Annotated in this window: 10 protein-coding genes and 1 tRNA gene; 5 read left to right on the top strand and 6 right to left on the bottom strand. The window is 68.6% G+C overall.

Annotation, left to right across the window (positions count from 1 at the left end; translation table 11 throughout):
* Positions 1–47 precede the first annotated feature (47 nt).
* Positions 48–710: a hypothetical protein gene (locus MRBLWO13_RS09370; protein WP_341973724.1), complete on the top strand. Its 663-nt coding sequence runs from the start codon at positions 48–50 to the stop codon at positions 708–710.
* On the opposite strand, the gene MRBLWO13_RS09365 is transcribed toward MRBLWO13_RS09370, so the two are convergent.
* From MRBLWO13_RS09365 to MRBLWO13_RS09355, 3 genes are read right to left on the bottom strand one after another with little or no spacing between them, the layout of a single operon-like run.
* Complete coding sequence (locus MRBLWO13_RS09365) at positions 667–2,028, bottom strand: M1 family metallopeptidase (protein ID WP_341973723.1); 1,362 nt, start codon at positions 2,026–2,028, stop codon at positions 667–669. The genes MRBLWO13_RS09370 and MRBLWO13_RS09365 overlap by 44 nt on opposite strands.
* Positions 2,025–5,966, bottom strand: coding sequence for a Pls/PosA family non-ribosomal peptide synthetase (locus MRBLWO13_RS09360; protein ID WP_341973722.1), 3,942 nt, complete (start codon positions 5,964–5,966; stop codon positions 2,025–2,027). The genes MRBLWO13_RS09365 and MRBLWO13_RS09360 overlap by 4 nt, the downstream gene beginning before the upstream one ends.
* A 3-nt stretch (positions 5,967–5,969) precedes the next feature.
* Positions 5,970–6,776 carry a hypothetical protein gene (locus MRBLWO13_RS09355; RefSeq protein ID WP_341978253.1) on the bottom strand — a complete coding sequence of 269 codons (807 nt, stop codon included), beginning with the start codon at positions 6,774–6,776 and terminating at the stop codon, positions 5,970–5,972.
* Positions 6,777–6,958: 182 nt separating this feature from the next.
* Here MRBLWO13_RS09355 and MRBLWO13_RS09350 point away from each other — a divergent pair, with 182 nt between their 5' ends.
* Positions 6,959–7,711 carry a hypothetical protein gene (locus tag MRBLWO13_RS09350; RefSeq protein ID WP_341978251.1) on the top strand — a complete coding sequence of 251 codons (753 nt, stop codon included), beginning with the start codon at positions 6,959–6,961 and terminating at the stop codon, positions 7,709–7,711.
* 4 nt (positions 7,712–7,715) lie between these two features.
* The gene (locus MRBLWO13_RS09345; protein ID WP_341978249.1) at positions 7,716–9,791 is read left to right on the top strand and encodes a DUF2156 domain-containing protein; all 2,076 of its coding nucleotides are present in this window, start codon (positions 7,716–7,718) and stop codon (positions 9,789–9,791) included.
* A gap of 1 nt (position 9,792) precedes the next feature.
* Here MRBLWO13_RS09345 and arfB read toward each other — a convergent pair whose 3' ends face one another.
* From arfB to MRBLWO13_RS09330, 3 genes are all read right to left on the bottom strand, one after another.
* Positions 9,793–10,203 (bottom strand): alternative ribosome rescue aminoacyl-tRNA hydrolase ArfB, encoded by a 411-nt coding sequence (arfB, locus tag MRBLWO13_RS09340; protein WP_341978337.1) that lies wholly within the window; start codon positions 10,201–10,203, stop codon positions 9,793–9,795.
* A gap of 61 nt (positions 10,204–10,264) precedes the next feature.
* Positions 10,265–10,340, bottom strand: a tRNA-Met gene (locus tag MRBLWO13_RS09335).
* An 86-nt stretch (positions 10,341–10,426) separates the two neighbouring features.
* A complete protein-coding gene (locus MRBLWO13_RS09330; protein WP_341978246.1) occupies positions 10,427–11,413 on the bottom strand; it encodes a WYL domain-containing protein in 987 nt (328 codons plus the stop codon).
* A 61-nt stretch (positions 11,414–11,474) separates the two neighbouring features.
* On the opposite strand from MRBLWO13_RS09330, the gene MRBLWO13_RS09325 reads away from it, so the two are divergent.
* Both MRBLWO13_RS09325 and MRBLWO13_RS09320 read left to right on the top strand, forming a co-directional pair.
* On the top strand, positions 11,475–12,536 hold the full coding sequence (locus MRBLWO13_RS09325) for an ATP-binding cassette domain-containing protein (protein WP_341978244.1): 1,062 nt from the start codon (positions 11,475–11,477) through the stop codon (positions 12,534–12,536).
* Positions 12,533–13,312 carry an ABC transporter permease gene (locus tag MRBLWO13_RS09320; protein ID WP_341978243.1) on the top strand — a complete coding sequence of 260 codons (780 nt, stop codon included), beginning with the start codon at positions 12,533–12,535 and terminating at the stop codon, positions 13,310–13,312. The genes MRBLWO13_RS09325 and MRBLWO13_RS09320 overlap by 4 nt, the downstream gene beginning before the upstream one ends.
* Positions 13,313–13,373 lie beyond the last annotated feature (61 nt).

The raw sequence follows: 13,373 nt of genomic DNA, 5'->3' as shown, positions 1-13,373 counted from the left end.
CAGCGGGGTGCGGATCGGCGGCAGCGCCCGCGACCTACGCTGGGAGGATGACCGTCGAACGGAGCACGATCGGCCCGGTCCGGCTCGCCTGGACCGACGTCGCCACGCGCTCCGGAGAGGCGGTCGCACAGTTCGGCGAGTCCCAGCAGCGTCGGCACAGGGCCATGGACCCGGTTCGCGCCACCCGATTCGCCACCGGCCGTGCGCTGCTGGCGGACGTTCTCTCCGCCCTCACCCCGCTGGACGGCATCCGCATCTCCAGCGTCTGCGAGCGCTGCGGAGGAGATCACGGTCGTCCCCGCGTGCTCGGCGATCGGTTCGGTGTGAGCGTCAGTTACGCCGGCGACATGGTCGTCGCGGCCGCCGCCCGGCTGGACGGGATATCGGCGATCGGCGTCGACATCGAACGGGTGATCTCATCCGAGCACACCGCCCTCGCCGACCTCACGCCCCTGTTCGCCCCGCACCCGCCCCCGACGCTGCGCGGGTGGACGCTGATCGAGGCGGCGCTGAAGGCAGACGGCCGGGGCCTGCAGGTGCCGCCATCCGACGTGCGCTTCGAAGACGTCGTCCCCGAGGTGCTCCCCGGCGGACTCGCGGTGCGGATGCCGGGGCGAGATGCTCCGGTCGAAGCAGCACCGGCGCCGGGACCTGCCGGCTTCGTCGTCAGCGTTGCGGTGATATCGGCTGCTGCGGCACCATCCCCGTGACCGGAGCAGGCTCCACCGACAGCGCCGTCGCCGGCAGCGCAGGGAGCGCTTCCGCCTCGAGCCATGCGTGGAGCAGCGCGGCGAGCGGTCGGCCCGTCACTTCTTCAGCCAGTACCCGGAAATCCGTCGTCGTCACTGTCTTCCCGTGGAACCGTGTCGTCCATCGGTGCAGGATCTCGAAGAAGAGCACGTCTCCGACCGTGAGCCGCAGCGCATGGAGCGTCAGCGCGCCGCGCTTGTAGATGCGATCGTCGAACATCAGATCCGGTCCCGGATCGCCGAGCACGAGATCCTGCGGAAGCGTCGCGAGCCGGGAGTGGTGGGCGAGCGCCTTGGCGTGCGCGCTCGGTCCGCCGGATCGCTCGGACCAGATCCACTCGGCGTAGCAGGCGAAACCCTCGTTGAGCCAGATGTCGCGCCACCGGGTCAACCCGACGCCGTTGCCGAACCACTGATGTGCGAGCTCATGCGCGATGAGACGTTCGGATCCGCCGGCACCGTCGACATGGTTGGCGCCGAAGATGCCCATCCCCTGCGCCTCGAGCGGAATCTCCAAGTCATCCGGAGTGACGACGACGGTGTAGTCCGGGAGCGGGTAGGCACCGAACGACTCCTCGAACACCGCCATCATCCGCGGCAGGTCGGCGAGGTCCGCGTGGACCCTGCTCGCGAGCGGGCGCGGGTAGTGCACCTCGCCCTTCGTCTTCCCCAGGTCGAGCACCTCGGTCGTGTATCTGCCGATCTGGAGGGTGACGAGGTACGTCGGTGTCGGAGCAGCCCGCTCGAACGTCCAGGTCGTCTTGCCGCCGCGCACCGCTCGCGAAGCGCTCCCCCCGGATGCGACCGTGTACGCCGAGTCAGTGGTGACCTTCAGCACGTAGGTCGCCCGGTCGGACGGCACGTCGTTGCAGGGGAACCAGGTCGGAGCTCCGGTGGGCTGGGAAGCGACGAGCACGCCGTCTTCGAGTTCTTCCCAACCGATCGTTCCCCAGCGCGATCGCCGGGGTCGAGGCGCACCGGCATACGTGACGCTTGCAGTGAACTCCGCACCCGCCGCCAGCGGACCAGCCAGCGAGATGCGCAGCTTGCGATCGCTCTGATGGACGGATGCGGGTCGTCGACCATCGACGAGCACCTTGCTCGCCCGGATGCCGACGAGGTCGAAGGACAGCGACGAGGTGGATGCGATGACCCGCCCGCGGATCACCGCGACGCCGGCCAGGCGGTTCGTGCTCACCTTGTAATCGAGCGTCAGGTCGTAGTGCTCGACGTCGAGGTTCGCATCACCGGACTGGGGTGTGTACGGGTCGCCGGTCATGAGTGGTCCGCCTGGTACGCGCGCACCTTCACCGCACGCCAGGGGCCGATGGGATTGCCGCTCCATCGGCTGCCGATCGGCACCGATTCCCCGCGCATGACGAGTGAGGCCGGGCCGACCGTGGCGTTGCCGCCGATGGTCGCCGCAGGCAGGATCACACTGTGCGGCCCGAGCGTGGCGCCAGCTTCGAGTGTCACGGTGTCGGTGCTCATCACTCGATCATGGAACAGATGCGTCTGAACCACACATCCGCGGTTCACCGTCGACCCGTCGCCGAGAGTCACCAGATCGGGTTCGGGCAGCCAGTAGCTGTCGGTCCAGACGCCGCGACCGATCTTCGCGCCGAGCGAGCGCAGCCACAGCGCTAGCGCCGGCGTACCGGCGGCCGCGTTGGCGAACCACGGCGCGGCGACCATCTCGGTGAACGTGTCGGCGACCTCGGTGCGCCACACGAAACTCGACCAGAGCGGATGCTCGCCGGGGCGGATCCGCCCGACGAACGCCCATTTCGCGATCGTCGAGACGGCAGCAGCGACAGCACCGGCGAGCAGCATCACGAAGCCGGAGAGCACTCCGGCGGCCACGAGCCCCCAGCTGTCGATGAGTGCCGCGAGTACGAAGAAGACGGCCAGGCCCAGCCCGCACGTGACGAACACCGCGATGAGGCGGCACGCCTCCCAGAGCGCCCGCGCCACGCGCAGAGACGTGCGGGGCTTGTAGGTGCGGCTCAGATCGGAGTCGTTCACGACCCGGCGCAGGCGCACAGCGGGAGATCCGAGCCAGGACGAACCCGGCTTCGACTTCTCCGGAGCCACCGACAGCACGGCGACGAGACCGTCTTTCGGAACCCGATGCCCGGGGCCGGCCATGCCGGAGTTGCCGAGGAATGCCCGCTTGCCGATCCTGGCGTGCGCGAGCCGCATCCACCCGCCCTTGAGTTCGTACGTGGCGACCATCGTGTCGTCGGCGAGGAACGCGCCGTCGTCGATCGTGGTCATCGACGGCAGGAGGAGGACGGTGGATGCCTCGACCTCGCGGCCCACGCGTGCCCCCAGCATCCGGAGCCAGATCGGGGTGAACAGGCTGGCGTAGATCGGGAACAGCAGCGTGCGCGCCGAATCCAGCAGGCGTTCCACCGTCCATGCCTGCCAGGCGACCCGCCCGCGAACGGGATGCACTCCCTCGGTCAGTCCGATCGAGAGCAGCCGGGTGAAGAGCAGCACCGCGCCGGCGAAGGTGACGCCGGTTGCGAGGACAGCCGGAATCAGCCAGAACAATGCGCCGGGAATCGCGGACGCCAGCGACGTCGCACCCCGGATTCCCTGCGCGATGACGAGCGCCCCAACGCCGAAGGCGCCGAAGTGCAGGAGGCCCAGCGCAGCGGAGGAGAGCCCGTACGCCCACAGCCAGCGGCGGCGCGCGGGCGGGCGCGCCGGGGCGAGCGGCTTCGAGGTGCCGCCGACGCGTGCCGCCGGCGACCCTGCCCAGCGCTGTCCGGCGCGCACCCGGCCGAAGACGGCGGAGCCAGGCGCGATCTCGGCACCGCGGCCGATCCTGGTACCCGGCGCGAGGGTGCTGCGCGAGCCGATGGTGGCGTTCGCGCCGACGCGGATGCCGCCGACGCGCACCGTGTCGCCATCGATCCAGTACCCGGTGAGGTCGACCTCGGGCTCGATGGCCGCCCCCTCGGCGACATCGAGCATGCCGGTCACCGGAGGAAGCGTGTGCAGATCGACGTTCGGGCCGATCTTGGCGCCCAGCGCCCTGGCGTAGTACGAAACCCACGGCGCCCCGGCCAGACCCACCGGATCGATCTGGTGGGCGACCTGCTCGGCCAGCCAGAGACGCAGATGCACGCCGCCGCCACGCGGATAGTCGCCCGGCTCCAGCCCGAAGAGGAGCAGGCGGGCGAGCCCGGCGGAGACCGCCATCCGGCCCCATGGTGTGACGAAGAGCAGGAGGCCCACTGCGATGATCCACGCCGGCGCCGTGGGCAGGAAGTCGAAGCCGGGAACGAGGCGCAGGAGCCAGCTCGCGGTGAGCAGCCAGGTGACCCAGCGAAGCCCCGCGAGGATGAAGAGGGGCACGCCGGCGATGGTCTGCACCCACTGCATGACCCGCGGAGTCGGGCGTGCCCTGCTGAACGAATCGGAAGGGTCCTCGTCGGACGACGCCGCGTCGACCGCATCCGCCATCTGCTTGAGGCGCGGCAGATCGTAGACGTCTGCCATCGTGAATTCCGGGGCGCGAGCACGGATGCGCGAGACCAGCTGCGCGGCGGCCAGCGACCCACCGCCCAGCTGGAAGAAGTCGGCCTTCTCGTCGGTGGGACGGATGCCGAGCACGGTGACCCATTGCTCGGCGAGCCACGCCTGCGTGCCGGAGAGAGTGGAGTCCGCGGCGTCCGTGTCGACGAGCGGCCACGGGAGCGCTGTCTTGTCGACCTTGCCGGAGGTGCGCACCGGGAGATCGTCCATCACGGCGAGGAGCGGGATCAGGGGTGCGGGGAGCGTCTCGGCGAGTTCGGCCCGAGCGACCTGCCGATCGAAGCCATCGGTCGGGACGACATAGCCGACGAGCAGCGACACTCCGCCCTCGGATCGCTGGACCACGACGGTCGCCGCGGAGACGGCCGTCAGCGCCTGCAGCGCGGACTCGACCTCACCGAGTTCGATGCGCCGCCCGCCGACCTTCACCTGGTCATCCGCCCGCCCCTGGAAGAGGAGCCCGGCCGCGTCGGCGCGCACGAGGTCACCGGAGCGGTACGCCCGGTCCCAGCCGAGAGAGGGCATCGGCGCGTACTTCTCGGCGTCCTTGGCCGGGTCGAGATAGCGGGCGAGACCCACTCCCCCGATGATGAGCTCGCCGACTTCGCCATCGGCGACCGGTCGATCATCGGCGTCGACCACGGCGAGAGACCAGCCGTCGAGCGGAAGACCGATGCGCACCGGGCCCGTGCCGTCGAGGAGAGCCGCACAGGCGACGACGGTGGCTTCGGTCGGGCCGTAGGTGTTCCAGACCTCGCGCCCCTCGGCGACGAGCCGGGAGACGAGCTCAGGCGGGCATGCCTCGCCGCCGAAGATCAGCAGTCTGACGTTCTCGATCGCGTCCTGCGGCCACAGCGCGGCAAGAGTCGGCACGGTCGAGACGACCGTGATCCCGTGCCCGAGCAGCCACGGACCGAGGTCTTCGCCCGAGCGCACCAGCGCACGCGGAGCGGGCACCAGGCACGCGCCGTGCCGCCAGGCGAGCCACATCTCCTCGCAGGAGGCATCGAAGGCCACCGACAGGCCGGCGAGAACGCGGTCGCCAGGACCGAGCGGTGAGTCCTGCAGGAAGAGGTGCGCCTCGGCGTCGACGAAGGCCGCGGCCGAACGGTGACTGACGGCGACGCCCTTCGGCACGCCTGTCGAACCCGAGGTGAAGATGATCCAGGCGTCATCCTCGAGGGTCGGCTGCGGCACCGTGGCGGTCATGCTCGAGTTCGGATGCGGGTCGGCGCCGTCGAACAGGCCGCCGGATGCTGCGGGCTCGGCTCGCGATTCGTCGTTGCGTGCTCGGTACTCGCCCTTTCCGGTGATGACGCCGCGAACACCGGCCTCACCGAAGACGAGATCCGCGCGCTCCTGCGGATCGTCGGCGTCGACCGGAACGTAGGCGGCGCCGACCGCCATGATCCCGAGGATCGCGAGGTAGAGCTCGCGATCCCCCGACGGCATTCGCACACCGACGCGGTCGCCACGACGCACACCCTGCACGCTCAGCCGGGTGGCGGTGCGCCACACGCTGGCGAGCAGCTCGGAGTAGCTGAGCGCACCGGCAGCATCCTCCAGCGCTGAGGCCTCGGGAAACCGCCGTGCGGTCTCCCGCAACACATCGATCAGCGTCCGTGGTGCCGGCGCCGCATCCGTCCGGTCGAGGTACTCCTGCGCTGTCATCGATCAGGCGGACAGCAGAGCGAGCAACTGCGCCTTGGTGAGCTTCGAGTAGCCGGTTCGCCCTGCGGCGCGAGCCCGTGCGCGCAGTTCGGCGACGGTGAGGTCGGCGAGATCTGTGGAGGCCTTGCGGGTTGCGGGCGCGGCGGCGGGCATTGCTGCCGGCTTGGCGGTCGGCTTAGCCGTGGGCTTCGCAGCAGGCTTGGCGGCCGGTGCCGTCTTGGTTGCTGACGCAGGCTTCGTTGCTGCCGCCGGCTTCGTCGCAGCAGCCGGCTTCGCCGCCGGCTTGGTCACGGCAGCCGACTTCGTCGCGGCAGCCGGCTTCGTCGCTGCTGCTGGCTTCGCCGCCGGCTTGGTCGCGACCACGGGCTTCGTCGCCTTCTCCGCCGTGAGTTCCGACGTCACCGGAGCCGGCGCTGACGCGGTCGACGGCTTCGCTGCCTTGGTTTCCTTGTCCGTCTTGACACTCTTCTCGGCGGACTTCGCCGCCTTGCCCGCTTTCGCGGCGGCCTTCTTCGCTGCATCCTTCTTCGCCGCTGCGGCGGCGGCAGCGAGCTTGCTCTCGATCTTGTCCGACGCCTTCTCGATGCGGCCGATGGCGGCGACAGCCTTCTTCTCGACCTTGCGGGGCTTGCGCTCCACCTTCTTCTTCGGCGCCTTGGCGACGTCCTTCGCCTCGTCGGCGAGGGTGCGCAGTTTCTTCGCATCCTTCTTGGGAAGGGTCTTGCTCAGGCGCTTGGCGTCCTTTGCGGCATCCGCAGCCGCTGCCAGGGCTGCGTTCGCCGATTTCACGGCCTTCGTCGTCTTCGCCATCGCGATACCTCTTCACTCATCGGGGGCGCCGCTGAACGGGTCGCGGCAGCGTGATACGGGCGATAAGGCTACAGGCCGAAAAAGAACGGCAGGGAAACGGCCTCGAGCAGACGTCACAGCGAGTCATGAGTGGTCGCCGCTGCGCTCTATCGGCAGGAGCCCACCGGGTGCACAATGTCGATATGAGCGAACGCTCACTCCCGGAGCAGCCGCCGACAGCCGGCGACCCCGGCCCGGAGACGGAGCCACAAGCCGCACCCGGGTCGAACGAGACGGATGCGGCCCTCGCTCGGCGCGCGCAGATACTCGCGACAGAGCACTGGGGCCTGCTCGCAGCGCGCAGCACCGCACAGAGCGAGGTGCTCACTCGCATCACGATCTTCCTCACGCTCGTCTCCGCCGGTCTTGTCACGATCGGACTCCTGGGCCAGGCATCGGAATTCCGTGGCTGGTTCGGGGGCGCGTCGATCGCGATTCTGGGGTTTCTCACGCTCATCGGTTTCATGACTCAGACCCGCGTCATGAACGTGTCCGAAGAGGACATGATGTACGTCGTCGCGATGAACAGACTCCGCGGTGCGTACGTCGACCTCGACCCGTCCGTCCGCGACGTCTTCCTCGCTTCGACGTACGACGACTTCGACGGCATGAAGGTGACGTATTCATTTCTGCGGCGCCGCGGCGCCAGTATCCTCATCGGCAGCTCGGCGATGCTGCTCATCGTCGTCAACGCCTGCGTCATCGGCCTCTTCGCCGGGTCGATGATAATCGCCGGCGGCGGTGCGTTCGAGTGGGCGGTGGCCGTCGGGATCGGTGTCGGGCTGCTCGACGGAGTGGGCTTCGCCACCTACGGGGGGATCGGCTTCCGCTCGGCGTGGAACCACTACACGCCGCGCCGAACGACGCCCGGCACGGAAGCGGCATCGCTACGCTGAACGCATGAGCGAGCCTCGCACCCGCACACCCAACAGCATCCTCCTCTTCCTGAAGCGAATTCCGGCCACGCTGACCATGGTCGCGCTGATTCTCGTCGTCGGGATCGTGTGGCAGGGTCTGTGGATTCCGTTCGAGCGCAACGACCTGTTCGGCGCGGTGGCCTACGGGCTTCCGAATCTCACCGACGGCCGGTGGTGGACTCCCCTCACTGGCACCTTCTTCGTGAACCAGCCGTGGGTCTATCTCTTCACGATCGCGGGCTTCTGGGGCATGGCCTACCTCGAGTTCCGGCGCGGCTCCCGCGTGGCCCTGGCGTACTACTGGATCGGGCAGCTCTTCGCGATCCTCGCCACGGCTCTGCTCCTGCTCCTCTTCTCACAGCTGCAGTGGGAGTGGGCGCAGGCGCAGGCGACCGCGCTCGATGTCGGTGCTTCCGGCGGCACGATGGCGTGCATCGCCGCCGCGATCGGGCTGTTCCGCCCGCCGTGGCGGGTGCGCGGCTGGCTCATCCTGCTGGGTTTCGTGTTCGTCGCGATGCTGTTCTGGGGAGCGATCGCCGACCTCGAGCACCTGCTCGCCGTGCTGCTCATCCTCGTCGTCGACAGGACGCTCCGCATCCGGCGGACCACCGTGCGCGAGCAGCGCCTCATCGCCGTGATGGCGGTGCTTGTTCTCGGCGTGACGCAGATCATCACGATCCTCGTCCCCACCGATGGCCCCTTCGGTCCGACCGAGCCGGCATCCGGCGGATTCATCGACGTGGCTATCGACACCGTCGTGATCCTCATGGTCGTAAACGGCCTGCGCCGCGGTCGTCGCTGGTCGTGGGTGCTGGCGATCATCCTCAGCGTCTTCAACGTACTCGTGGCGGCACTCATCCTGGCCGCGATCATCATCACGAGCGAGGCGCGGATCGAGGCCCAGATCGACGGCGAGACCGAACTCGCACTCGGGAGCGGGTTCCTGTGGCTGCTGGTGCTCGTCTACCTGATCTGGGTGCGTCGCGCGTTCCGCGCGCGCCGGTCCTCCACCCTCGGATTGCAGCCCTCTCCCGACATCGATGAGGTGAAGGCGGCGTTGCACGCGCACGGCGGCGGGACGCTGTCCTGGATGTCGACATGGGAGGGCAACAGCTACGCCCGCACCGAGCACGGCATCGTGACATACCAACGGCGTGGCGGAGTGGCGCTGGCGCTCGCCGACCCCATCGGCCCCGCCGAAACACGTGGTCAGGCGGTCGAGGAGTTCATCCGCATGGCGGAGCACGCCGGCCTTGTGCCGTGCTTCTTCAGCGCCGATGCCGACACCCGCGCTGCGGTGCCGCCGTCGTGGCGCAGCATCGTCGTCGCCGACGACACCATCGTCGACCTGCCCGGTCTCGCCTTCACCGGCAAGCAGTGGAACTCGGTGCGCTCATCCCTCAACCGCGCGGGGCGGGAGGAGATGACCTTCCGGATGACGCACCTCAAGGACGAGACGTGGGGCGTGCGGCAGCAACTGCGTGCGATCTCGGAGGCATGGGTCGGCGACAAGGACCTTCCGGAGATGCGATTCACTCTGGGCACCCTCGATGAGGCTGAAGACCCGGAGGTGCGGCTGGCACTGGCTGTCGCCCCGAACGGCGATGTCGACGGATTCCTGTCGTGGCTTCCGGTCTACGGGAGCGACGGATCGGTGCACGGCTGGACGCTCGACCTCATGCGACGCCGAGACGGCGGATTCGGCCCGGTGATGGAGTTCCTCATCGGCTCTTCGGCGAAGCTGTTCTCCGAGGAGGGCGCGCAGATCATGTCGCTCTCCGGGGCTCCGCTCGCCCACGACTACCCACCGGATGCCGGCATGATCGCGGCGCTCAGCGACAAACTCGCCGAGTCTCTCGAGCCGGTGTACGGGTTCGGGTCGTTGCACAAGTTCAAGCAGAAGTTCAATCCGCGGTACGAGACGATGTACCTGCTGTTCCGCGACGAGAGCGATCTGACGCGCATCGGCGGAGCGCTCACCCGGGCATTCCTCCCGGATGCCACGCTGCGTCAGTTCGCCGGCGCCGGGCTGGAACTCGTGCGGGGCGGGAAGGACTGAATCACGTATCGCGCGGCCTCCGGCGCAACTGCTTGACGTCGGTCCGCTGCTGCTTCGCCTTCAGCCGTCGCTCCTTCGAGCCTCGACTCGGCTTGGTCGGTCGGCGCGGCGGTGCCGGCGGGCGCAGCGCCTCGGCCACGATCGTGGCGAGCCGATCCCGTGCGGCATCACGGTTTCGCACCTGCGCCCGGTGCTCGGAAGCGACGATCGTCAACACGCCGCCGACGAGACGACCGCTGAGCCGCTCGAACAGCCGCTCGCGCTGAATCGGCGAGAGGGCCGTCGAACCGGCCGCATCCCAGACGAGTTCCACCCGCGAGTCCGCGGTGTTCACACTCTGTCCGCCGGGACCCGACGAGCGCGAGAATCGCCACGACAACTCGGATTCGGGGATCGTGAGCCCCGCCGAGATCCGCAGACCGGGGCGATGAGAAGCAGGCATGGAACCATCATCCCCTGCATGATCTGCGAAGTGGACGCGACGGCGGGAGTCGAACCCGCCACGCCATCAGGTATGAACTGAGGCCCGGGACCGCCCGGATCGCCGCGATGGGAATGACGTTACCTGGCCGTGACCTGCCTGGCCAGGATCGTTGCCTGGGATAACCCTATGAGTCGGTCGATGACATCGACGATCAGCCGCGGACGCTGGGTGTCGGAGCGTCGATCGCGCGCAGCATCCGTTCCAGTGCCTCGCGGAGTTCGGCGCGCTCCGGTTCGGGGAAATCGGTGACGTACTCCACTCCCGCCGGGATCCACAGCAGTGCGTACATCGCTTCGCGCCAGTCCGAGCCGCCGACCGGCCACCGGGTCCGCGTCTCCCCCTCGGCACTCGCACCCTGGGACCAGACGCCGAACCATTCCTGCATCTTCGCGAGCGGCAGGTCCATCACGGCATCCACTTCGACTTTCTGCGGCGACCACGACGAAGCGACGAGGATGCGTTCCTCGATCTCCTTCTCGCTGATGTCGCGCGGTACGAACAAGGCTCGCGTGTGCTCGACCGACTCGATCCGGTCGATACGGAAGGTGCGCCAGTCGTCGCGATCGAGATCCCAGCAGAGCAGATACCACTTGCGACCGGCGGGCGCGAGCACCTGCGGTTCCACCCTTCGGATGCTCTCGACGCCGGCTGCGTCGACATAGCGCAGCCGCAGCCTCTCGTTGTCACGGGCGGCAAGCGCGATCTCGCCGATGACCTCCGGGGAGACGACCGGGCTGTCGCCGATGCGCGTCGGCTGCACGGACGCGGCGAGCGCGTTCACCCGGCGCCGGAGTGCAGCCGGCAGCACCTGCTCGAGTTTCGCCAGCGCGGTGAGCGTGACCTCGGCACCGCCGACGAGCTGCTGCGTCGCCGCGACGCGGAGGCCGATCGCCATCGTCACCGCCTCGTCGTCAGTGAGCAGCAGCGGCGGCACGGCGCTGCCCGCCTCCAGGCGATATCCGCCGGCAGCGCCGGGTGTGGATTCGACGCGGTAACCGAGTTCGCGGAGCCGGTCGACGTCGCGGCGCACCGTGCGTTCGGTGACACCGAGGCGTCCGGCCAGCTCGGTCCCCGGCCAATGCCGGTGCGTCTGCAGCAGGTTGAGCAGTGCGAGTGCGCGAGAGGTGGTGTCGGACATGTTCACAGATTGCCAGACATTGCGGACAGGATCTGTCCTGGTTGCTTTCTACTCTCGAGGCATGACGAATCAACCGATCATCGAAACAGAGGGCCTGACGAAGGTCTTCACCGCCAAGAAGACCTCGGTGCAGGCTGTCACCGACCTCTCCTTCACCGCGGCGCGCGGCGAGCTCGTCGCGTTCCTCGGGCCCAACGGCGCCGGCAAATCCACAAGCCTGCGGATGCTCACCACCCTCGTCCCGCCCACCTCGGGGACGGCGCGGGTCGTCGGACGCGACATCCGCACGGATGCCGCGGGCGTACGAGCTCGGATCGGGTACGTCGGTCAGCTCACCAGCGGCAGCTTCGCCCAGCGCGTCCGTGACGAACTGCTCAGCCAGGGTGCGTTCTACGGGATGTCACGGCGCGACAGCATCCGCCGAGCCGACGAACTGATCGAATCGCTCGATCTCGGCAGCTTCGCGACACGTACCGTGCAGCAGCTCAGCGGTGGACAGAAGCGCCGGCTCGACATCGCCCTCGGTCTCATGCACGCGCCGCCGCTCATCTTCCTCGATGAGCCCTCCACGGGTCTCGACCCGCAGAGCAGGGCGAACCTCTGGGACCACATCCTCGACCTGCGCACCCAGCACGGCACCACGGTGTTCCTCACCACGCATTACCTGGAGGAGGCAGACCGCTACGCGGAGCGGGTGATGGTCATGGACAAGGGACGCATCATCGCCGACGACGACGCCACCGCGCTCAAGGCGACGCTCGCCGGCGACGTGCTCACCTTCGGATTCGCGGATGCCGCAGACGCGACCCGCGCACGGGCGATCGTCGCACGGCTCAGCAACGCCGACATCACCCTCGACGAGGCCTCCCTCTCGCTCGCGGTGCCCGACGGTGATCAGCTCCTCCCGATCGTGATCCGCGAGCTCCACGCCGCCGGCATCACCGTGCGGAGCGCGACCGGCGTTCCCCCGACCCTGGACGACGTGTTCCTCGCCCTCACTGGACGCACACTCCGCGAAGCCGGGGAAGGCGCAGCCGAATCATCCACCGCGGACGACCTCACGGCCGCATCATCCACGGGAGCATCCGCTCCCGAAACAGAGAAGACCGGAGTCCTGTCATGACCATGAACGAAACCCTCGTCCGGCCGAACCTCGTACGCGACACCCGCAACGTGCTCGCCCGCGAGCTCAAGCCGGTCGTCCGTGATCCCTTCACGCTGATCTTCAGCCTGCTGCAGCCGCTGGTGTTCCTCGGCCTCTTCGGGCCGCTGCTCGTCGGAAGCTCCGGGCAGCCCGCCGGCGAGACGCTGGCCTGGTTCGTGCCTGGCGTGCTCGTGATGATCGTGCTGTTCGGCACCGGCGCGACCGGGTCGAACCTGCAGTACGAGATGATGACCGGCTCGCACGAGCGCACGTTGGTCGCTCCCCTCGCGCGGTCCTCTCTCCTGATCGGGCGCGCCCTGAAGGAAATCGCTCCGATCGTCATCCAGGCGCTCGTGATCGTGCTCATCGCCTGGCCGTTCGGGTTCGCCATCCATGTCGGCGGACTCCTCATCGGGCTCGCACTTCTCGCGGTGTTCGGCGTCGGTCTCGGCTCGTTGTCGTACTCGCTGGCGCTGGCCACGAAAGATCGCGAATGGCTCTTCTGGGGTGTGCAGCAGTCGCTGATCTTCCCGCTGCTGATCCTCTCTGGCATGCTCATGCCGCTCGATGACGGCCCGGCATGGATGCGCGCGGTCGCATCGGTGAATCCGGTGAACTGGATCGTGCAGGCCGAAAGGGCGCTGTTCGCGGGTGATCTCGGCAGCAGCACCGTGCTGTGGGGCGCGGTGTCAGCGATCGCGGTGGCCGTGGTGGGGCTGATCGTCGGCGTGCGGTCCATCCGTCGCAGCAGCTGAGCGCCGGCATGCTTCCTCGTCGCAATGTGCAATCCGAATGCGGATCAGCGACGATGGGAGC

It is taken from the genome of Microbacterium sp. LWO13-1.2 (genome assembly GCF_038397725.1).
Classification (GTDB): Bacteria; Actinomycetota; Actinomycetes; order Actinomycetales; family Microbacteriaceae; genus Microbacterium.
Note: the sequence above shows the minus strand (reverse complement) of the source record. Positions and strands in the feature narration are given on the sequence as shown.